General features: G+C 71.9%; 12 protein-coding genes. 4 read left to right on the top strand and 8 right to left on the bottom strand.

All coding sequences use genetic code 11. The features are described from left to right. Nucleotides 1-195 precede the first annotated feature (195 nt). Nucleotides 196-438, top strand: a complete 243-nt coding sequence (locus tag B0675_RS14850; RefSeq protein ID WP_081219297.1) for a mycoredoxin — start codon at nucleotides 196-198, stop codon at nucleotides 436-438. A 6-nt stretch (nucleotides 439-444) separates the two neighbouring features. Here the strand turns inward: B0675_RS14850 and nudC are convergent, their stop codons facing one another. From nudC to B0675_RS14825, 5 genes are all read right to left on the bottom strand, one after another. Next, nucleotides 445-1,392 carry an NAD(+) diphosphatase gene (gene nudC / locus B0675_RS14845; protein WP_179165302.1) on the bottom strand — a complete coding sequence of 316 codons (948 nt, stop codon included), beginning with the start codon at nucleotides 1,390-1,392 and terminating at the stop codon, nucleotides 445-447. Nucleotides 1,393-1,487: 95 nt separating this feature from the next. Continuing rightward, entirely contained in the window at nucleotides 1,488-2,900 is a 1,413-nt protein-coding gene (locus tag B0675_RS14840) for a dipeptidase (RefSeq protein ID WP_081221799.1), read from the bottom strand. A 10-nt stretch (nucleotides 2,901-2,910) separates the two neighbouring features. Beyond that, on the bottom strand, nucleotides 2,911-6,510 hold the full coding sequence (locus B0675_RS14835) for an ATP-dependent DNA helicase (RefSeq protein WP_081219295.1): 3,600 nt from the start codon (nucleotides 6,508-6,510) through the stop codon (nucleotides 2,911-2,913). 158 nt (nucleotides 6,511-6,668) lie between these two features. Further along, entirely contained in the window at nucleotides 6,669-10,214 is a 3,546-nt protein-coding gene (locus B0675_RS14830) for an ATP-dependent DNA helicase (RefSeq protein ID WP_081219294.1), read from the bottom strand. Between the two features lie 246 nt (nucleotides 10,215-10,460). Continuing rightward, nucleotides 10,461-10,826 carry an MGMT family protein gene (locus tag B0675_RS14825; RefSeq protein WP_081219293.1) on the bottom strand — a complete coding sequence of 122 codons (366 nt, stop codon included), beginning with the start codon at nucleotides 10,824-10,826 and terminating at the stop codon, nucleotides 10,461-10,463. A 186-nt stretch (nucleotides 10,827-11,012) separates the two neighbouring features. On the opposite strand from B0675_RS14825, the gene B0675_RS14820 reads away from it, so the two are divergent. The 3 genes from B0675_RS14820 (at nucleotide 11,013) to B0675_RS14810 (ending at nucleotide 17,185) form a co-directional block, all read left to right on the top strand. Further along, nucleotides 11,013-13,871: a lysylphosphatidylglycerol synthase transmembrane domain-containing protein gene (locus B0675_RS14820; RefSeq protein ID WP_081219292.1), complete on the top strand. Its 2,859-nt coding sequence runs from the start codon at nucleotides 11,013-11,015 to the stop codon at nucleotides 13,869-13,871. Nucleotides 13,872-13,971: 100 nt separating this feature from the next. Beyond that, on the top strand, nucleotides 13,972-15,516 hold the full coding sequence (locus B0675_RS14815; protein WP_081219291.1) for an alpha/beta hydrolase: 1,545 nt from the start codon (nucleotides 13,972-13,974) through the stop codon (nucleotides 15,514-15,516). Nucleotides 15,517-15,631: 115 nt separating this feature from the next. After that, nucleotides 15,632-17,185: an alpha/beta hydrolase gene (locus tag B0675_RS14810; protein WP_081219290.1), complete on the top strand. Its 1,554-nt coding sequence runs from the start codon at nucleotides 15,632-15,634 to the stop codon at nucleotides 17,183-17,185. A gap of 71 nt (nucleotides 17,186-17,256) precedes the next feature. Here B0675_RS14810 and moeZ read toward each other — a convergent pair whose 3' ends face one another. The 3 genes from moeZ to B0675_RS14795 form a co-directional block, all read right to left on the bottom strand. Beyond that, the gene (moeZ, locus tag B0675_RS14805; RefSeq protein WP_081219289.1) at nucleotides 17,257-18,435 is read right to left on the bottom strand and encodes an adenylyltransferase/sulfurtransferase MoeZ; all 1,179 of its coding nucleotides are present in this window, start codon (nucleotides 18,433-18,435) and stop codon (nucleotides 17,257-17,259) included. Nucleotides 18,436-18,498: 63 nt separating this feature from the next. After that, nucleotides 18,499-19,251, bottom strand: coding sequence for a spherulation-specific family 4 protein (locus B0675_RS14800; RefSeq protein WP_081219288.1), 753 nt, complete (start codon nucleotides 19,249-19,251; stop codon nucleotides 18,499-18,501). Next, nucleotides 19,239-20,210 carry an NAD-dependent epimerase/dehydratase family protein gene (locus B0675_RS14795; RefSeq protein WP_081219287.1) on the bottom strand — a complete coding sequence of 324 codons (972 nt, stop codon included), beginning with the start codon at nucleotides 20,208-20,210 and terminating at the stop codon, nucleotides 19,239-19,241. The genes B0675_RS14800 and B0675_RS14795 overlap by 13 nt, the downstream gene beginning before the upstream one ends. Nucleotides 20,211-20,383 lie beyond the last annotated feature (173 nt).

Genomic DNA, 20,383 nt, shown 5'->3' with positions numbered 1-20,383 from the left:
GAGCCGGTTGTCCACAGGGAGGCACCCGCAGTCGTACGAATGCGACAGGCGTCACGGCGCGGGCCGGGGCGACCGGCGGCGGGAAGCCCCTACGGGAGTCGGGCGGGTGGATACCCCCGGCGGGAATGGCCGCCCGGCCGCCTGCGTTCCACTGGCAGCGAGCACGCACCCGAAGCCGTGAAGGAGCCGTTGGACATGCAGGGCACTGTGACGATGTACAGCACCACGTGGTGCGGTTACTGCCGTCGGCTGAAGAGCCAGATGGACCGCGAGGGCATCACGTACAACGAGATCAACATCGAGCAGGACCCGCAGTCCGCGGCGTTCGTGGAGAAGGCGAACGGCGGAAACCAGACGGTTCCCACCGTTCTCTTCCCGGACGGTTCGACGCTGACGAACCCCTCGCTGGCCCAGGTCAAGCAGAAGATCGGCGTCTGAGCGACGTCAGACGGCGTTCCCCCGCGTCGGCAGGGGCTTGCCGTACCAGAGCTCGATCAGGCGGGCCGCAATCGAGATTCCGTAGGGAGGCAGGACCTCTCCGGACTCGAAGGCGGCCCGCAGGTCTTCCCTGGAGAACCAGCGGGCCTCTTCGATCTCCTCGCCGTCGACGTTGATCTCGAACGAGGTGGCGCGGGCGAGGAAGCCCAGCATGAGGCTGGAGGGGAACGGCCAGGGCTGGCTGGCGACGTACTCGACGTCGCCGACCGTGATGCCCGCCTCCTCGAAGACCTCACGGCGCACGGACTGCTCGATCGACTCGCCCGGCTCGACGAAGCCCGCGAGCGTGGAGAAGCGCCCCTCGGGCCAGTGCACCTGGCGGCCGAGCAGGATGCGGTCCTCGTCGTCGGTGACGGCCATGATCACGGCCGGGTCGGTGCGGGGGTAGTGCTCGGCGCCGCAGGCGGGGCAGCGGCGGATGTGACCGGCGGCGGCGATGACCGTCCGCTCTCCGCAGCGGGAGCAGAAGCGATGCAGGCGCTGCCAGTTCTCCAGCGCGACGGCGTGCACCATCAGTCCCGCGTCGCGGGGAGAGAGCAGGAGCCCCGCCTCGCGCAGCCCGGCGGGGCGGGCGGACTGGTCGATGCGGCCGGGCAGCGCGTCCTTCTGGAGCGCGAAGTAGCTCACCCCGTCGTCGTCCGTGCCCAGGAAGTAGCGGTGCGCCTCGGTGAGCGGAGCCTCGAAGGAGGGCGTCATCAGGAGCTCGGTGGTGCCGTCGGCCGTCTCGTCGATGAGCACCTGACCGCCGGAGACCACGAACACGCGGGTCGTGGGGTGGCTCCAGGCCGCAGCGAGCCAGGCCTCGTCGAGCCGGTGGTGGGCGGCGCGGTCGATGCCGCTCGGCGCGGTCAGCGAGATGGGACGGTCGGCGCTGTGGTCGGTCCAGGTGGTCACGGGTGCTTCCAACTCCCCCGGTGAAACGGTTATTTCGGCGGGCGGTTCGGCGGGACGGGCGTGTGCGGTGCCCATGAGGGTGGGGATCGGCTTGTTCAGTGTGGCTCGCGCCAGTTCTCGGCCAGGTCGCCCCACAGGTGGGCGGCCGTCTCGACGCCCTTCATGAGGAGGTCGAGTTCGACCTTCTCGTTGGGGGCGTGCCAGCCGTCGGAGGGAACGGAGATGCCCAGGAAGAGCACGGGGGCGCCGAGGACTTCCTGGAGGTCGGCGGCCGGCCCGGAGCCGCCCTCCCGGGTGTAGCGGATCGGCTGCTCGAAGGCCCGGCCCATCGCGCGTACGACGGATTGGAGCGCGGGGTGGTCCAGCGGGGTGAGGCACGGGCGGGTGGCCGGGCCGAAGGTGATCTCGTGCCGGACACCGGCGGGCACCTGGTCCGCGGCCCAGGCGCGGACGGCCTTCTCCACATGGTCGGGGTCCTGTCCCGCGACCAGCCGGAAGGAGAGCTTCACCAGGGCCGAGGACGGGATGATCGTCTTGCTGCCGGCGCCCTGATAGCCGCCGCCGATGCCGTTGACCTCGGCGGTCGGGCGGGCCCAGACCCGCTCCAGGGTGGTGTGACCGGCCTCTCCGTGGGTGGCCGTCGACCTGGCCGTGCGCAGCCACTGCTCCTCGTCGAAGGGCAGCTCGGCGAAGAGCTCACGCTCGCGGTCGGTGAGTTCGGTGACGCCTTCGTAGAAACCGGGTACGGCCACGCGCGCGTGCTCGTCGTGCAGGGCCGCGACCAGGCGGGCGGCCGCGGTGGCCGGGTTGGGTACGGCGCCGCCGAACGAACCCGAGTGGATGTCCTGGGCCGGCCCGAACAGCTCGATCTCGCATTCGGCGAGGCCGCGCATGCCGGTGCAGACCGTGGGGGTGTCCTCGGACCACATGCCGGTGTCGGAGACGATCACGGCGTCGGCCGCCAGCCGCTCCGCGCGCTCTTCGACGAGCCGGCGGAAGTGCGGGGAGCCGGATTCCTCCTCGCCCTCGACGAGCAGTTTCAGGTGCACGGACGGGGCGGTGCGGCCGGTGGCGGCGAGGTGGGCGCGGACGCCGAGTGTGTGGAAGAACACCTGGCCCTTGTCGTCGGCGGCCCCGCGCGCGTGGAGGCGGTTGCCGCGGATCACCGGTTCGAAGGGGTCGGTGTCCCAGCCGTCCTCGTGGGCGGCCGGCTGCACGTCGTGGTGTCCGTAGACCAGGACGGTGGGGGCTTCGGGGTCCTCGGAGGGCCACTCGGCGAAGACCGCGGGGGCTCCCGCGGTGGGCCAGATCTCGCAGGTGGGGAAGCCGGTGTCGCTGAGTTTGGCGGCGAGCCAGTCGGCGCTGCGTGCCACGTCCGCGGCGTGTTCGGGCTGCGCCGAGACCGAGGGGATGCGCAGCCACTCCGCGAGGTCGTCGAGGAAGGCGCCGCGGTGGGCCTCGATGTACGTGCGGACGGTGCTGACGACGTCGTCAACGGGCTTGCTCATGTTCACGAGCCTAGCTGCCCACGGAGACGTGTTCGTCCGGCGGTTCTCCGGGGGCACCGTCCGAGAGAGCCGCGGGGTCCTCGGTGAGCAGCCGCTCCAGTGCCGCACGGTCCAGGAGCCGGCCGGGGCGGACGACCTCGCCGCCGCGGACGTACACGAACGCGGCTGTGACGGCTTCCAGGGGCACGCCCTGCCGCTCGGCCCAGGCGAGGCGGTACACGGCGAGCTGGAGCGGGTCCGCGGTCCGCTCGCGGCTGGTCTTCCAGTCGACGATCTCGTACGTCGTCCCGTCGCCGTCGCCGTCCTTGTAGACGGCGTCGATGCGTCCGCGCACCACGCGCCCGGCGATCGCGAGCTGGAAGGGCGCCTCGACGCGGTAAGGGGTGCGATGGGCGTAGGGGGTGCGTTCGAAGGCGTCCTTCAGGGCTTCGAGATCACGCTCGTCGGCGATCTCGGCATCGCTGCCGGGCAGCTCATCGGGCTCCAGCATCGGCAGCCGCAGCGCTTCGAAGCGGGACTCCACCCAGGCGTGGAAGCGTGTGCCCCGGCGTGCGGCGGGCTGCGGAGGGCGCGGCATGGGGCGGGCGAGCTCCTGCGCGAAGGCGTCCGGGTCGGAGGCGAGGCGCAGCAGCTGGGAGGCGGTGAGCGAGGCGGGCAGCGGTACGTCGGTGACGCTCGCGCGGGCACGCAGGAGTTCCCCGGTGAGCGCGTCCAGGTCGCGGTCCCAGGAGGCGAGGGTGCGGGCCTCCTCGGGCGTGAGGCGTTCGGCTCCGGGCTCCTCGGGGTGCCGGCGGGCGTCCGCGGAGGGGGCGTGCCCCTGGTGCGGGACGGTCGGGCGGCCCGTTCCGTGCCCGGCCGGGCGGTCGCCGGGGCGGTCCGTCGTCCAGGAGTCCCAGTCGGAGTCGTCGCTCTCGGGGAAGGGGCCCTCGGGAAGGTCGTCACGGGTGGAGTCGTCCTCGGGGAGGCCGTCCTCCTCGTAGGCGAACGGATCGGTCTCCTCGTCGTCCTCGGGCGGTGGCGGCCATTCCGGATCGTCGTGGGAGGCAGGGTCGTGGGTGGCCGTCGGGCGGTGCCCGGACGTTGCGGGGTGCGCGTCGCCGTGGGACGCGACGCGCTCCAGGTGGGCGAGTACGGTCTCCGCCGCCGCACGGCGCCTGGTGAGGGCCGCGTCGTCCAGCGGGAGCGGCCAGGCGTGGTCGGCGGACCCCTCGTGCAGGGCGGGGTTCTCCTCGTCCTCCGCGGGTTCGTCCGCCCAGGCCTCGATCTCGCCGTGTCCTGCCGCGCAGTGGTCGTAGAGGGCGTGCAGGAAGTCGGACGGGCCGCGGGGGCGCTTCTGGGAAGGGCCCCACCAATGGCCGGATCCGAGCAGGAGCGAACGGGGGCGGGTGAACGTCACGTAGCCGAGACGCAGTTCCTCGGTGTGCTGGTGCTCCTTCATGGCCTCCTGGAAGGCCTTGATCCCGCGGGCGTCCCAGGCCTCGACGTCGGGCAGGGTGTCGGCGTCGCCGCGCAGGGTGTGCGGCAGGACCTTGCCCTGGGCGGTCCACTTCTCTCGGCCCTGGCTGCTGGGGAAGGTGCCGTTGACGAGGCCGGGCACGGCGACGACGTCCCACTCCAGGCCCTTGGACTTGTGCGCGGTGAGCACCTTGACGGTGTTCTCACCACCCGGCAGGGCGTTGTCCAGGCCCTTCTCGTACTGCGCGGCGGTGCGCAGGAAGCCGAGGAAGGCCAGCAGACTCGCCTCTCCGTCGCCGGCCGCGAACGACGCGGCGACGTCCAGGAAGTTCGACAGGGTCTCGCGGCGCCGGGCGGCCAGGGCGTGCGGGGACGCGGAGAGCTCGACCTCCAGTCCGGTGACGGCGAGGACCCGGTGCAGGACGTCCATCAGCGGATCGGCGAGGGAGCGGCGCAGGTCGCGCAGTTCGGCGGCGAGGCGGGCGAACCGCACGCGCGCGTCCGGCGAGAAGGGCAGCCCGTCGTCGTCCCCCGGGGTCTCGATGGGGGTCTCCAGGAAGGTGTCGAGGGCGTCCGCGAGCGATATCACCTCGGCCGGGTCGACCCCCTCGACGGCGGCGGCGAGCCGGCGGTCCGGGTCCTCGTCCGCCCCCACGCGCGCGTGGGACACGAGCAGACGCGCCCGGCGTCCGAGGAGGGCCAGGTCGCGCGGGCCGATCCGCCAGCGCGGTCCCGTGAGCAGACGGACGAGGGAGGCGTTGGCCCCCGGGTCCTGAAGGACTTCGCAGACGGCGACGAGATCGGCCACCTCGGGCAGGTGCAGCAGCCCGGACAGTCCCACCACCTCGACGGGGATGTCGCGGGAGACGAGGGCGCCCTGGATCTCGGCGAAGTCGGTGGCGGTGCGGCACAGGACGGCGATCTCGCCGGGCGCCTTGCCGGTGCGCACGAGGTGCGCGATGGATTCGGCGAGCCAGGCGATCTCCTCGGCGTGGGTGCGCAGCAGCGCGCAGCGCACGAGGCCGTCGCGCTCGGCTCCGGGGGCGGGCCGCAGCGCCTCCACGCCCGCGTGCATGGCGCGCAGCGGCTCGGCGAGACCGTTGGCGAGGTCGAGGAGACGGCCGCCGCTGCGGCGGTTCTCGCTGAGCGACTGGCGGGTGGCGGGGCGGCCGTCGGAGCGGGCGAAGTGTTCGGGGAAGTCGTCGAGGTTGGCCACCGAGGCGCCGCGCCAGCCGTAGATCGCCTGGCAGGGGTCCCCGACCGCCGTCACGGGGTGCCCGGTTCCGCCGCCGAAGAGTCCGGCGAGCAGCACGCGTTGGGCGACCGAGGTGTCCTGGTACTCGTCCAGGAGGACGACCCGGAATTCGTCGCGGAGGATCTCGCCGACCTCGGGCCGGGTGCGGGCGAGGGTGGCGGAGAGGGCGATCTGGTCGCCGAAGTCGAGGAGGTCGCGTTCGCGTTTGGCGGCTCGGTAGCGGCCGACCAGCTCGGCGAGTTCCCGGCGGGCGGCGGCGGCCTCGGGGATCTTGCGCAGGTCCGCGTTGCTGAGCTTGGCGCCTTCGAGGGTGCGCAGCAGTTCGGCGTCGTGGGCGCGCAGGTCCTCGGCTCGTACGAGGTGTTCGGACAGCTCGGAGTCGAGGGTGAGGAGGTCGCCGACCAGGTCGGGGAAGGAGCGGGTCAGCGCCGGGTAGGGGCCCGGCGCTTCGCGCAGCACTCGGGCGGCGAGCTGGTAGCGGGTGGCGTCGGCGAGCAGTCGTGACGTCGGTTCGAGCCCGATCCGCAGGCCGTGGTCGGTGAGCAGACGGCCCGCGAAGGCGTGGTAGGTCGAGATGACCGGCTCACCCGGCGGGTTGTCGGGGTCGATGACGTCCGGGTCCGTGACACCCGCCTTGACGAGCGCCCTGCGGACCCGCTCGGCGAGTTCGCCGGCCGCCTTGTTCGTGAACGTCAGGCCGAGGACCTGTTCGGGGGCGACCTGTCCGGTGCCGACCAGCCACACCACGCGCGCCGCCATCACCGTGGTCTTGCCCGAACCGGCGCCGGCCACGATCACCTGCGGGGCCGGCGGCGCGGTGATGCACTCCGTCTGCTCCGGGGTGAACGGGATCCCGAGGAGCTCCTTGAGCTGATCGGGACGGGTGATACGGGCGGGCATGTCCGAGAGGCTAGCGGCGCCCGCTGACAGTGGGGGCCACATCGACGCCGGGGGCGGGAGAACCGCTGGTCAGCCCCTGTGGTGCCGTACGTCACGTAGGTGACGCCCCGCGTCTCGCGTCGTTCGACCCGACGACCCGGTGTCCCTCTCCGGGCAGGTCATTCGACGATCTGCCGCCCCTCGGGCCGGGCACTGCACGACGCCCGGAACGCGCAGTGTGTGCAGTGTTGTCCGGTCGTGGGCGAGAACCGTTCGTCGAGGACCTTGCCCGCGGCGTTCGCCAGAAGGTCGCCGACCCACTCGCCCTCCAGCGGTTCCTGCGCCTGGACCTTGGGAAGGGTCTCGCCGCCGTTCTTCTTGGCGGCACCCTGGCGCAGTTGGACGAGTTCGGCGCCGCCCGGGTCGGGGCGTTCGCCGTCGAAGACGTCGTCGACGGCGCCTTCGCGGACGGCGAGCTGGTACACGGCGAGCTGCGGGTGGTGGGTCACCTCGGCGGCGCTGGGCGCCTGTTTGCCGGTCTTGAAGTCGACCACGTAGGCGCGGCCGTCGGTGTCCGCCTCGACCCGGTCCATGGAGCCGCGGATGCGCACTTCGTAGGAGCCCGCTTCGAGGGTCACGTCGAAGTCGTGCTCGCTGGCCACCGGAGTGCGCCCGGTGCGGTCCATGACATGCCACTTGAGGAAGCGTTCGAGCGCCACGCGCGCGTGCTCCTTCTCCTGCGCGGACTTCCAGGGCGCGTCGAAGGCGAGCGCGTTCCACACGGAGTCGAGGCGTTCCATGAGCACGGCCAGGTCGGCGGGGGTGCGTCCGGAGGCGACCTCGTCGGCGAGGACGTGCACCACGTTGCCGAAGCCCTGGGCGGCGGTGGCGGGCGCGTCGGCCTTCACCTCGCGCCCGAGGAACCACTGGAGGGCGCAGGCGTTGGCGAGTTGGTCGAGGGCGCTGCCGGACAGCACGACGGGCTGGTCGCGGTCACGCAACGGGACCTTGCTCTCGGTCGGCTCGTACACGCCCCACCAGCGGTAGGGGTGCGCGGAGGGGACGAGCGGCCGGCCGTCCTCGTCGGCGAGGGCGGCGAGCCGGGCGAGGCGGTGGGCCGCCGCCTGCCTCATGCGGTCCGAGGCGCGGGGATCGACCGTCGTGGCGCGCAGTTCCGCGACGAGCGCGGCGACGGACAGGGGGCGGCGCGGGCGGCCGGTCACGTCCTTGGGCTCCACGCCGAGTTCGGTGAGGAAGCGGGACGGCTGGTCGCCGTCGTCGGCCGGCGCCTTCACCGCGGTCACGACGAGGCGTTCACGCGCGCGGGTGGCCGCCACGTAGAAGAGCCTGCGCTCCTCTGCGAGGAGGGCACCGGGGGTGAGGGGTTCCGCGAGGCCGTCCCGCCCGATGCGGTCGGCCTCCAGCAGGGAACCACGCCGGCGCAGGTCCGGCCACAGGCCCTCCTGGACACCCGCGACGACGACGAGCCGCCACTCCAGTCCCTTGGAGCGGTGTGCCGTCATGAGGCGCACGGCATCGGGCCGGAGCGCCCGCCGGGTCAGCGTGTCGGCCGCGATGTCCTCGGCGTCGATCTCCTCCAGGAAGTTCAGGGCCCCCCGGCCTCCGGTCCGCTCCTCCGCGCGCGCGGCCGTGGCGAACAGCGCGCACACCGCGTCGAGGTCCCGGTCGGCGTTGCGCCCGGCCGCCCCGCCGCGGCGGGCGGCCCGCTCCAGGCGCTGGGGCCACGGCGTGCCCTGCCAGAGATCCCAGAGGGCCTCCTCGGCGCTCCCGCCACCCGCGAGACGCTCCCGGGCCTTGCGGAGCAGCGCGCCGAGGCGCTGGGCCCCGCGGGCGTACGCCGGATCGTGCGCGACGAGCCGCTCCGGCTCGGCCAGCGCGCGGGCCAGCAGTTCGTCGGACGGCGGCGGTACGAGGTTCCCGGCGGCGCGCTCCTCCTCGCGCAGCGCGCGCCCCAGGCGGCGCAGATCCGCCGCGTCCATGCTGGCGAGCGGTGAGGCGAGGAGAGTGAGCGCGGTCTCGGTGCCGAGCCAGGCCGCGACGACCTGCCCACCGCCCGCACCGTCGGCACCGCCCGCACCGTCGACACCGTCGACACCGTCGACACCGTCGGCCGAAGCGTCCGCACCCTCAGAGCCTTCGGCCTCGGCGATCTCGGCGGTGGCCCCGTCGGTGCCCTCCACGCGCGCGGAGTCCCCGAGAGCCTCCCCGGCGCCCTCCACGGGCGCGGAGACGTCCCTGGCGTCCTCCGAACCACCGGCCTCCTCGGATCCACCCGCGCTGTCGCCGGTCCTCCGCTCCATGTCCGCGTTCGACTCCGCCCGGGCCACCGCCCGCAGGGCCGTGAGCAACGGCGCCACCGCCGGTTCGTGGCGCAGAGGCAGGTCGTCGCCGTCGATGTCGAGGGGGACGCCCGCGACGGTGAGCGCCCGCCGGACCGTGGGGATCGAACGGGAGCCCGCGCGCACCAGGACGGCCATGTCGCCCCAGGGGACGCCGTCCTCCAGGTGGGCGCGCCGCAGGATGTCCGCGATGTTGTCGAGCTCCGTACCGGCCGTCGGGTACGTGTACACCTCGGCGCCGCCCCCGTCCCGCACCGGGGACAGCTCGCGGTGGGCACGTACCTTCTCGGACGGCAGGCGGGTGAGCGGCATGCGCTGGGTGAGCAGACGGGTCGAAGCCAGCAGGGTGGCGCCCGAGCGGCGGGACGTCCGGAGGACCTCGACCGGTGCCGGGCGGCCGTTCGCACGGGGGAAGGCGTCGGGGAAGTCCAGGATGCCGTTCAGGTCGGCGCCCCGGAACGCGTAGATCGACTGATCCGGGTCCCCGAAGGCGACGAGGGTGCGGCCACCGCCGGCCAGGGCGTGCAGCAGCCGTACCTGCGCGGGGTCGGTGTCCTGGTACTCGTCCACGTAGACGGCGTCGTACTGGGCGGCGAGCCGCGCGGCGACGTCGGTGCGCCGCGCGAGGAGCACCGCGCGGTGCACCAGTTCCGCGTAGTCGAGCACGCCCTGCATGTCGAGCACGTCGAGGTACTCGGCGAGGAAGGCCGCCGCCGCGCTCCAGTCCGGGCGGCCGATGCGCCGGGCGAAGGCCTCCAGGGCGTCGGGGCCGAGGCCGAGTTCACGACTGCGGGCGAGGACCGCGCGGACCTCGTCGGCGAAGCCACGCGTGGTCAGGCAGGCGCGCAGCTCGTCCGGCCAGCGCACGGAGGCGAGGCCGAGCCGCTCCAGGTCGGGCTGGCCCGCGAGCAGTCCGCGCACCGCCACGTCTTGCTCGGGGCCGGACAGCAGCCGCAGCGGCTCCACGAAGAGGTCGGTGTCCTGGTGGGCGCGGACCAGCGCGTAGCAGAAGGAGTGGAAGGTGGTGGCCTGGGGAGCGCGGGCTGCGCCTATGCGCAGGGCCATGCGGTCGCGCAGTTCGACGGCCGCCTTCCGGCTGAACGTGAGCACCAGGATGCGGGCCGGATCGGCGCCCCGGGCGATCCGCGCGGCGACGGACTCCACCAGCGTGGTCGTCTTGCCCGTACCGGGACCCGCGAGCACGAGGAGTGGTCCGCCGCCGTGCTCAACCACCGCGCGCTGCCCTGCGTCAAGACGAGGGGGATCCACCCGGACCGGGGCGGTGCGCACCAGCCGGTACGCGCCGCGGGTCCCCTGGCGCACCTGGGGGTGCGCCGGGTGCCTGGTGGAAGAAGTGGAGCTCACGTGGTTCGCCGGTCCTGGTGCTCGTACTGGTTGGCGGGCCCTCGCGCGAGTGGCGGTGGCCGCGGGGTGAGGGAGACGCGCGCCGACGACGGTACGCCGGTGAGGTTCACGGAAGCAGGGCTTCCGCTTCTTCCCTCACGTCACGTGCGTCCCTCGCCTCACGAACGTACGGCATGTCACGGATGTCCCTCGGTTCCCTCGTACGGGCCTCAGGTTCCTCTTCCGTCCCGTGAATGCCGGAAGCTGTCAGGTGTGACCTTCCGCCCGCTCGCCGCCGTCCCACCGCGCCCGTCTCATGTCGACGCGTGGCAGATGACCGTCGGCGGACCGGCTCGCCTCCTTCAGGGGCGTGCCTTCCGAGCGGTAGTGGGCCATCGCGTCCAGTTCGTGGCCTGGCAGCAGGGTCCCGTCGGCGCGGGTGACCCGCCACCACGGCACCGCCCCGCCGTAGAGGGCCATCACCCGGCCCACCTGCCGCGGGCCACCCTCCTCCAGCCACTCGGCGATGTCGCCGTACGTCATGACGCGCCCGGGCGGGATCAGCTCGGCGACCTCAAGGACCCGCTCCGCGTACTCCGGCAGGGCGTCCGCCGGAAGACTCTCCTCGCTCATCCGCCCCATCCTGCACCACCCCACCGACAATGTGACGCGTCGGCGACTGTGCGTATACCTCGCTCCGGGGAGACGCTTGAGGCAGACTGTGCGACCCCGCATTTGCACCCTGATGCCCCCGTGTGTCAGTCGGGCATGCCACCATCGTGCGGGCGGTGACCGGTGATACGAGATCAAGAAGAGACCATGAGGCAGCAGGGCGTGCACCCCGAAGACGCGGAGGGCACCTCCGATGCCTCGTCACGCCCGGACACCGGCGGCGGCGAGAAGAACAAGCGGGACCAGAACGGCACGGCCGAATCGGCTGAGAAGTCCGGGTCCGGTACGAGCGAGGCCCGCGACGCCGAGGCCGCGGCGCAAGAAGTCCCTTCCGAGGTCGAGGACACCGCTCCGCACCCCTCGGGACCCGAGAAGCGCCGGCCCGCGCAGGACTGCGACGACGAGGCCCACGCGGACGAGGTCGAGGGCGACGAACCCCTCCTCCCGGCGCGCGTGCACCGCCCCTCCGACCTCATGCGGCTCCTCGTCGGCGTGCTCGCCATCGCGGTGCTGCTCGCCATCGCCGCGTTCGCCCACGGCACCACGTCGGGTCTCGAACAGGACATCAACAAGGGCACCGGACAGGCACCCGACCTGCTGATCAAGATCGCGGGGCTCGCGTCGAGCATCGCGATCCTCCTGGTGCCCGTCGCGTTCGCGATCGAGCGGCTGATCAAGCGGGACGGACTGCGCATCGCCGACGGCGTGCTCGCCGCGGTCCTCGCCCACGGGGTGACTCTCGCCACGGACCTCTGGGTCGCGAAGGGCTCCCCGGGTTCCATCCAGGAGGCGCTCACCCAACCCTCTCCTGGTGACATCCACGCCCTCACCGACCCGGTCCACGGCTATCTCGCGCCGGTCATCGCCTATATGACGGCCGTCGGGATGTCCCGCCGGCCCCGCTGGCGCGCGGTGCTCTGGGTGGTGCTCCTGCTCGACGCCTTCTCCATGCTGGTGACCGGCTACACGACGCCGTTCTCGATCATCCTGACGGTCCTCATCGGCTGGACGGTCGCCTACGGAACGCTGTACGCGGTCGGCTCCCCGAACGTGCGGCCCACCGGACGGACCCTCATGGCGGGCCTGCGGCACGTCGGCTTCCACCCGGTCAGCGCGGCCCGTGAGGAGACGCCGGAGACCACCGAGAACGGCGACCGTGGCCGGCGGTACTTCGTGACGCTGGAGGACGGCCCGCCCCTGGACGTCACGGTCGTCGACCGGGAGCAGCAGGCGCAGGCCTTCTTCTACCGCGCCTGGCGCCGGCTGACGCTGCGCGGCATCACCACTCGCCGCAGCCTCCAGTCACTGCGCCAGGCGCTGGAACAGGAGGCCCTCCTCGCGTACGCGGCCATCGCCGCCGGAGCCAACGCGCCCAAGCTGATCGCCACCTCCGAACTGGGCCCCGACGCCGTGATGCTCGTCTACGAGCACACCGGTGGCCGCACCCTCGACTCCCTGTCCGACGAGCAGGTCACGGACGATCTGCTGCGCGACACCTGGCACCAGGTGCAGGCGCTTCAGTCCCGGCGCATCGCGCACCGCAGGCTCGCCGGCGACGCGATTCTGGTGGATCGTTCCGGCAAGGTGATCCTCACCGACCTGCGCGGCGGTGAGATCGCGGCCGGTGACCTCCTGCTGCGGATGGACGTCGCCCAGTTGGTGACCACCCTGGGACTGCGCGTGGGTGCCGAGCGCGCGGTCGCGTCGGCGGTCGGCGTGCTCGGCCCGGACGCGGTCGCGGACTGCCTGCCCATGCTCCAGCCGATCGCGCTGACCCGCAGCACGCGCGCGACGCTGCGGAAACTGGCCAGGGAACGCTCGCAGCGCGAGCGGGACGCGGTCCTGGAGGCCTCCCGGCAGGCCAAGCTCGCCCGCGCCGAGGAAACGGCGGAGGCGGCGGCGCCCGTCTCGGAGAAGAACGCCAAGAAGGCCGTCCGTGCGGAACAGCGCGCCGAGAAGCGGGCCCTGGACGAAGCGCTGGACGAGGCGCGCGAGGAGGACCTGCTCACCCAGATCCGCCACCAGGTGCTGCTGATCAGACCGCAGGCACCCGTCGAACCCGCCCGCCTGGAGCGGGTCCGGCCGCGCACTTTGATCAGTTTCATCGCCGGGGCCATCGGCGCGTACTTCCTCCTGACCCAGCTCACCCACATCGAGTTCGGGACGCTCTTCGACAACGCCGAGTGGGGCTGGGTCGCGGCGGCCGTGCTGTTCTCCGCACTGAGCTACTTCGCGGCGGCCATGAGCCTGCTCGGCTTCGTGCCCGAGCGTGTGCCCTTCATGCGGACCGTGGCGGCTCAGGTCGCCGGCTCGTTCGTGAAGATCGTCGCCCCCGCGGCGGTCGGCGGTGTGGCCCTGAACACGCGCTTCCTGCAGCGTGCCGGTGTCCGGCCTGGGCTCGCCGTCGCGAGCGTCGGTGCCTCACAGCTGTTCGGGCTCGGCTGCCACATCCTGATGCTGCTGTCCTTCGGCTATCTGACCGGCACGGAGAAGACGCCGTCCCTGTCGCCGTCCCGCACGGTCATCGCGGGTCTGCTGACGGTCGCCGTACTCGTCCTCGTGGTGACGTCGGTCCCGTTCCTCCGCAAGTTCGTCTCCACGCGCGTGCGGTCGCTCTTCGCGGGTGTCGTCCCGCGCATGCTCGACGTGCTCCAGCGTCCGCAGAAACTCGTCACCGGCATCGGTGGCATGCTGCTGCTGACGGCCTGCTTCGTGATGTGCCTGGACGCGTCGATCCGCGCCTTCGGTCACGAGGAGCCGACCACGCTCAGCCTCGCCAGCGTCGCCGTCGTCTTCCTCGCGGGCAACGCGCTGGGTTCCGCGGCGCCGACCCCCGGCGGCGTCGGCGCGGTCGAGGCGACCCTGACGGTCGGTCTGATCGCCGTCGGCCTCCCCAAGGAGGTCGCGGCCCCCGCCGTGCTCCTGTACCGGCTGCTCACGCTCTGGATCCCGGTGCTGCCCGGCTGGCTGTTCTTCAACCACCTGACGCGCAAGGGCGCCCTCTAGGACACCGGCCGGAGCTCCCGCGTGCGGGTCTCGTGGCGCACGCTCACCCACACGGCTCGCGCCCCGAGCGCGCCATCGCACGCGCCCTCAGGATGGGAGCATGCCGAACCCGTCCCAACTGCGCGCCGCTGCCCTGACCGTCACCGCCGTTCTGCTGGCCGCCTGGGCGACCGGCTGCAGCAGCGACTCCAAGAACGAGGATCTGACGGCGCAGAAGCTCAGCTGGAAGGAGTGCCCGGCCCCGTCCGATTCCGAGGGCGGCGGCAGCGCCCCTTCGCCCCTGCCGGGCGGTACGGAGTGGCAGTGCGCCACCTTGAAGGCGCCCCTCGACTGGGCGGACCCCAAGGGCGACACGATCGGGCTCGCGCTGATCCGGGCCAGGACGAGCGGCGACGCGAGCAAGCGCATCGGCTCGCTCATCTTCAACTTCGGGGGCCCCGGCGGCTCGGGCGTCACCACCCTGCCCGCGTTCGGCAAGGACTACGCCGCTCTGCGCACCCGCTACGACCTGGTCAGCTTCGACCCGCGCGGTGTCGGCCGCAGCGCCGGCGTGGAGTGCGAGGACGACCAGCAGCTCGACAAGTACTTCCAGCAGGACGCGACCCCGGACGACGACGCCGAGACGCAGGACCTCCTGGGGAACACCAGGACGTTCAACGCGGCGTGCGAGAAGAACTCCGGCAAGGTCCTCCCTCATGTGCGCACCACCGACGCCGCGCGCGACATGGATCTGATGCGTCAGGTGCTCGGCGACGACAAGCTGCACTACTTCGGCATCTCGTACGGCACCGAACTGGGCGGGGTGTACGCGCACTTGTTCCCGAAGAACGTGGGGCGCGCCGTGTTCGACGGGGTCGTCGACCCGACGCAGAACCCGGAGCAGAGCTCGCTCGGCCAGGCCAAGGGCTTCCAGCTCGCGCTCGACAACTTCGCCGACGACTGCACCTCGAAGGTCGAGGACTGCCCCATCGGCGACACCGCCCAGGACGTCAAGGACCGGATCGCCAAACTGCTGAAGGACCTCGAGACCAAGCCGATCCCCGGCATCTTCCCGCGCGAGCTGACGCAGACCGCCGCGACCAACGGCATCGCACAGTCGCTCTACTCGAAGGACTTCTGGGAGTACCTGACCGAGGGACTCCAGCAGGCGTACGAGGGCGACGGCAAGGTACTGATGCTGCTGTCCGACTCGATGAACGGGCGCAACGAGAACGGCACGTACAGCAACATCACGGCAGCGAACATCTCCATCAACTGCGCCGACGACAAACCGCGTTACACCGCGGACTTCGTGCGGTCGAAGCTTCCGGAGTTCCGGTCCGCCTCCCCGTTGTTCGGCGACTACCTGGCCTGGGGCATGGTCAGCTGCACCGACTGGGCGGTACCGGGCGCCGCGGACCACCCGGACGTCAGCGCTCCCGGCGCGGCCCCGATCCTCGTGGTCGGCAACACCGGTGACCCGGCAACCCCGTACGAGGGGGCGCGGAAGATGGTGGAGGCGCTCGGCAAGGGTGTGGGCGTCGAGCTCACGTACAAGGGCCAGGGACACGGGGCGTACGACAGCAAGAACAAGTGCGTGCAGGGCGCGGTGAACGGCTATCTGCTGCAGGGCACCGTGCCCTCGGCCGGAACCGTCTGCTCCTGAAAAGTACCAGGTCAGAGCGTTATCCACAGGTCTCGGCGCGGTCGGCGGCCGGCGCCTACTATTGCCTGCATGTGATCCGCGCATTCGGGCGGAGCACGGGCAAGGGGGGACGCTCATGACACGTTTCGCTCGGTGGACGGCCGCTGCCGCCGCCGCGTTGCTGGTGGCCGGCTGCGGCGGGGGATCGTCCGGTGACGGCAAGGACGAGGGGAAGAACGGCGACGGGCCGTCGGCCGCGGCGCCGCCCTCCACGGGGTCGCCGGGGCTGCCCGCCTCCCTGACCGCGCAGAAGCTCGACTGGGGCCGCTGCAAGGCCACTTCGGAGGCGCCCGCGCCAGGGAGCGGCTGGCAGTGCGCCACGCTCAAGGCACCCCTCGACTACGCGAAGCCGGACGGCGGGACGATCGGTCTCGCACTCATCCGCTCGAAGGCGACCGGCGGCCAGAGCAAGCGCATCGGCTCGCTGTTGTTCAACTTCGGCGGCCCCGGCGGCTCGGGCGTCTCCACCATGCCGTCGTACGGAAGCGCCGTCGGCCCGCTCCACGAGCGGTACGACCTGGTGAGCTGGGACCCGCGCGGAGTGGCCGCGAGCGAGGGTGTGCGGTGCCGCACGGACAAGGGCATCCAGGCCTCCGAGTCCGTCGACGCCACGCCGGACGACGCGGCGGAGGAAGCCGCCTACTTCCAGGACGCCGAGGACTTCGGCAAGGGCTGCGCCAAGGCGGCCGGGAAGCTGCTGTCCCACGTGTCGACGACGGACACGGCCAAGGACATGGATCTGATGCGCCAGGTCCTCGGCGACCGCAGCATGCACTACTTCGGTATCTCGTACGGCACGGAACTGGGCGGTGTGTACGCCCACTTGTTCCCGAAGAACGTGGGACGCCTGATCCTGGACGCCGTGGTCGATCCCAGTGCCGACACCGTGGGCCACGCCAAGAACCAGACGCTGGGCTTCCAGCGCGCCCTGGACGACTACCTGAAGTCCACCGGGCAGAACCCCGCGCAGGGGTCGCGGAAGATCGCGGACCTGCTGAAGCGGATCGACGCGAAGCCGCTGCCCACCTCCAGCGGGCGCAAGCTCAGCCAGACACTGGCCCTCACCGGCATCGTGCTCCCGCTCTACAGCAAGCAGGGCTGGCCGACACTCACCGAAGCGCTGAAGGACGCCGAGGGCGGGGACGGTTCGGCCCTGCTGCACCTCGCCGACGGATACAACGAACGCGACGCCTCGGGGCACTACGGCACGACGACGCATTCACAACGGGTCATATCGTGCTTGGACGACAAGCAGCGGCCGACTCCGGAGGAGACGAAGAAGCGGCTGGCCGAGTTCGAGAAGATCTCCCCCGTCTTCGGCGACTTCATGGGCTGGGACACGGCGGGCTGGTGCCACGACTGGCCGGTGGCCGGGCAGTACGACACCCCCGAGGTGAGCGCGCCGGGCGCCGCTCCGGTCCTGGTCGTCGGCAACACCGGGGACCCGGCGACTCCCTACGAGGGCGCCCGCAGAATGGCCGACGAGCTCGGCAAGGATGTCGGGGTGGAACTGACCTGGAAGGGCGAGGGCCACGGCGCCTACGGCAGTGGGAGCGACTGCGTCGACTCGACCGTGAACAGCTATCTGCTGGACGGGGCGGTGCCGAAGGACGGCAAGGTCTGTTCATGACGACGGCGGGGGTTCCGCGGACACCCGGTCCGCGGAACCCCCGCCATCGAAAGAGCGGGGCGTCCTGCCGGTCAGTACACCGGCTTGTCGGGCTCGATCTGGTTGACCCAGCCGATCACGCCGCCACCGACGTGCACCGCGTCCGAGAAGCCCGCGGACTTCAGGACGGCCAGGACCTCCGCACTGCGGACACCCGTCTTGCAGTGCAGGACGATCTTCTTGTCCTGCGGCAGGGTCTCCAGGGCGGTGCCCATGAGGAACTCGTTCTTCGGGATCAGCTTGGCGCCGGGGATCGAGACGATCTCGTACTCGTTGACCTCGCGGACATCGATGATCTCGATGTTCTCGCCGTCGTCGATCCACTCCTTGAGCTGCTTGGGAGTGATCGTCGAGCCGGCCGCCGCCTCCTGGGCCTCCTCGGACACGACGCCGCAGAAGGCCTCGTAGTCGATGAGTTCCGTGACGGTCGGGTTCTCGCCGCAGACCGCGCAGTTCGGGTCCTTGCGGACCTTGACCTGGCGGTACTGCATCTCCAGGGCGTCGTAGATCATCAGACGGCCGACGAGCGGGTCACCGATGCCGGTCAGGACCTTGATCGCCTCGGTGACCTGGATGGAGCCGATGGACGCGCAGAGCACGCCCAGGACGCCGCCCTCGGCGCAGGAGGGGACCATGCCCGGCGGCGGGGGCTCCGGGTAGAGGCAGCGGTAGCAGGGGCCGTGCTCGGACCAGAAGACCGAGGCCTGGCCGTCGAAGCGGTAGATCGAGCCCCACACGTACGGCTTGTTGAGCAGCACGCACGCGTCGTTGACCAGGTAGCGGGTCGCGAAGTTGTCCGTGCCGTCGACGATCAGGTCGTACTGGCTGAAAATGTCCATCACGTTCTCGGCCTCGAGCCGCTCTTCGTGAAGGATCACGTTCACGTACGGGTTGATGCCCAGCACGGAATCGCGGGCGGAGGCGGCCTTGGACCGGCCGATGTCCGCCTGACTGTGGATGATCTGGCGCTGCAGGTTCGACTCGTCGACCTCGTCGAACTCCACGATGCCGAGCGTGCCGACGCCCGCGGCGGCCAGGTACATCAGCGCCGGCGATCCGAGGCCGCCGGCGCCCACACAGAGCACCTTGGCGTTCTTCAGCCGCTTCTGCCCGTCCATGCCCACATCGGGGATGATCAGGTGGCGGGAGTACCTGCGGACCTCGTCTACGGTGAGCTCAGAGGCTGGCTCGACCAGGGGTGGCAGCGACACGGGGACTCCGTTGGTCGGTCAATCACTACAATTGTTCTCCCCGTAACACTGCCACGCCCTTCTTCATTCCGAGACACCCGTTCCGATCCGCGAGACGATTTCGTCCCAGTAGCCGGGCATCGTCTCCCAGGGGTCGACCCTCCCCCCGTGGTCGGTGCGATCGGTGAAGTAGATCGTGGAGGCTCCCTGCCAGCGTGCGATGCGCAGCGCCTCGTCCAGATGACCGCGCGGCACACCGTGCACGAAGTGGCAGAAGCGCTCGGGCGGATAGTCGGCTGTCCACTCGGCGACCTGCGACCAGCGGTACTCGCTCCAGGGCCCGGAGAAGGTGACCAGTTGGTCGGCGTTCTCCGCGTAGCCCGGGTACGGGTGGGTGCCGTGGCCCAGCACGATGTGCGCGCCGTCGCGGAGCGCGCGCAGCGACCCGACCGTGCGGCGGATCTCCGGCAGCGCGGAGCGCTCGGCGGGGCAGCGGTCGAGCAGGAACCCGTCGGCCTGGTACCAGTCGAGATAGCGGCGTGCGTCGGCCAGTACTTCGCCGAACGGACGGGCCCCGTAGGCGGTGTCCAGGTGGCCGAGCACCCGGACGCCGGCGTTGCGCAGCCGTCCGGAGGCTTCCAGGCAGCGCGGGTCGGGTCGGTCACCGGGACCGTTGTCCACGTTCAGGACGACCCAGTGCAGGGGGGTGCCGGGGCGGGTGAGGCCGTCCCATTCGACGGGAGCGACGAGGGGGTGCGCATAGCCGGGGACGCCGAAGCCGACCCCGGACCGGTCGGTGCCCGCCGTGCCGATGGCGGTGCTGGTCAGATGCGGCATGCCGCCTCCATCCAGATGTCGGCGAGGGACTCTTCGAGGTTGATCCGGGGCCGCCAGCCGAGCCGGTCGCGGGCGGTGCGCACGTCGGCCTGCTGCCAGCCGCCGCAACCGTCCGGGTAGGGGTACGCGACGGGGGCCACGTGGTCGGGTTCCGGGCGGGGGTGGCCGATGGTGGCTCGCAGCGCGGGGCCGGGCGGACCGGGCGGGCCGTCGAGTTCGTGCAGGGCGCCGCCGTAGCCGGCCACCCGGGCGAGGACGGAAGCGGCGTCGCGGAGCCGGACGGCACGGCCCGAGCCGATGTTGATCACGCCCTGCGCGGCGGAGAGGGAGGCGGCGTGCACGGCGCGTGCGACGTCACGGACGTCGATGAAGTCGCGTTGTACGGCCAGGCCGCCGAGCTTCAGTTCGCCGTCGCCGGACTGCATGGCCCGGCGCAGCGCCTCGGCGAGCCGGCCGAGCGGGGATCCGGCGGGTGTTCCGGGCCCGGCGGGCGAGAAGACGCGGAGCACGACGGCGTCCAGGCCGGAGCCGAGGACGAGTTCGGTGGCCGCGAGCTTGCTCACGCCGTACGGTCCGCCCGGTCGCGGCACGGCGTCCTCGGCGGTGGACGAGCCGGGCTGGCTGGGCCCGTACTCGGCTCCACAGCCGAGTTGCACGAGCCGGGCACCGCAGCCGCTGCGCCGCAGTGCCTCGCAGACGGTGGCGACGGCGACGGTGTTGTGCCGGGTGAGGTCGCGGGCGCCGCCGCGTGTGGTGCCCGCGCAGTTGATGACGACTCCGGGGTGCACCGCGTCCAGGAAGCGGGTGAGCGCGCCGGGGCTGCCCGAGGCGAGGTCGAAGCGTACGTCGGCGTCGTCGCCCCGGCCGAGCGCGGTCAGCTGCACGGCCGGGTCGGCGAGCAGTCTGTCGGCGACGAAACGGCCGAGGTAGCCGTTGGCTCCGATCAGCAGGACCCTCATCGGGCGGCTCCCGGGGCGGACTCTCCGGTTCGGGAGGTGATCATCTGGCTGTCTCCTTCGAGGTGATGCGTAGGTCGGGGAGAGGGCCCGCGGTGTCGGCCCCGCGGGAGAAGGGGGCCCGGCCCCGGGTGTGGTCCGGGCACCGGAGGGGGCTCATGGCGGCGGAGGCCAAG

This window comes from Streptomyces sp. M41(2017), assembly GCF_002078175.1.
Lineage (GTDB): Bacteria > Actinomycetota > Actinomycetes > Streptomycetales > Streptomycetaceae > Streptomyces.
Note: the sequence above shows the minus strand (reverse complement) of the source record. Positions and strands in the feature narration are given on the sequence as shown.

Excerpts from the sequence above, each read along its gene's own strand:
- B0675_RS14850 (WP_081219297.1), top strand. The coding sequence starts at position 196 with ATGCAGGGCACTGTGACGATGTACAGCACCACGTGGTGCGGTTACTGC.
- B0675_RS14840 (WP_081221799.1), bottom strand. The coding sequence starts at position 2,900 with ATGAGCAAGCCCGTTGACGACGTCGTCAGCACCGTCCGCACGTACATC.
- B0675_RS14835 (WP_081219295.1), bottom strand. The coding sequence starts at position 6,510 with ATGCCCGCCCGTATCACCCGTCCCGATCAGCTCAAGGAGCTCCTCGGG.
- B0675_RS14825 (WP_081219293.1), bottom strand. The coding sequence starts at position 10,826 with ATGAGCGAGGAGAGTCTTCCGGCGGACGCCCTGCCGGAGTACGCGGAG.
- B0675_RS14820 (WP_081219292.1), top strand. The coding sequence starts at position 11,013 with ATGAGGCAGCAGGGCGTGCACCCCGAAGACGCGGAGGGCACCTCCGAT.
- B0675_RS14815 (WP_081219291.1), top strand. The coding sequence starts at position 13,972 with ATGCCGAACCCGTCCCAACTGCGCGCCGCTGCCCTGACCGTCACCGCC.
- B0675_RS14810 (WP_081219290.1), top strand. The coding sequence starts at position 15,632 with ATGACACGTTTCGCTCGGTGGACGGCCGCTGCCGCCGCCGCGTTGCTG.
- B0675_RS14800 (WP_081219288.1), bottom strand. The coding sequence starts at position 19,251 with ATGCCGCATCTGACCAGCACCGCCATCGGCACGGCGGGCACCGACCGG.
- B0675_RS14795 (WP_081219287.1), bottom strand. The coding sequence starts at position 20,210 with ATGAGGGTCCTGCTGATCGGAGCCAACGGCTACCTCGGCCGTTTCGTC.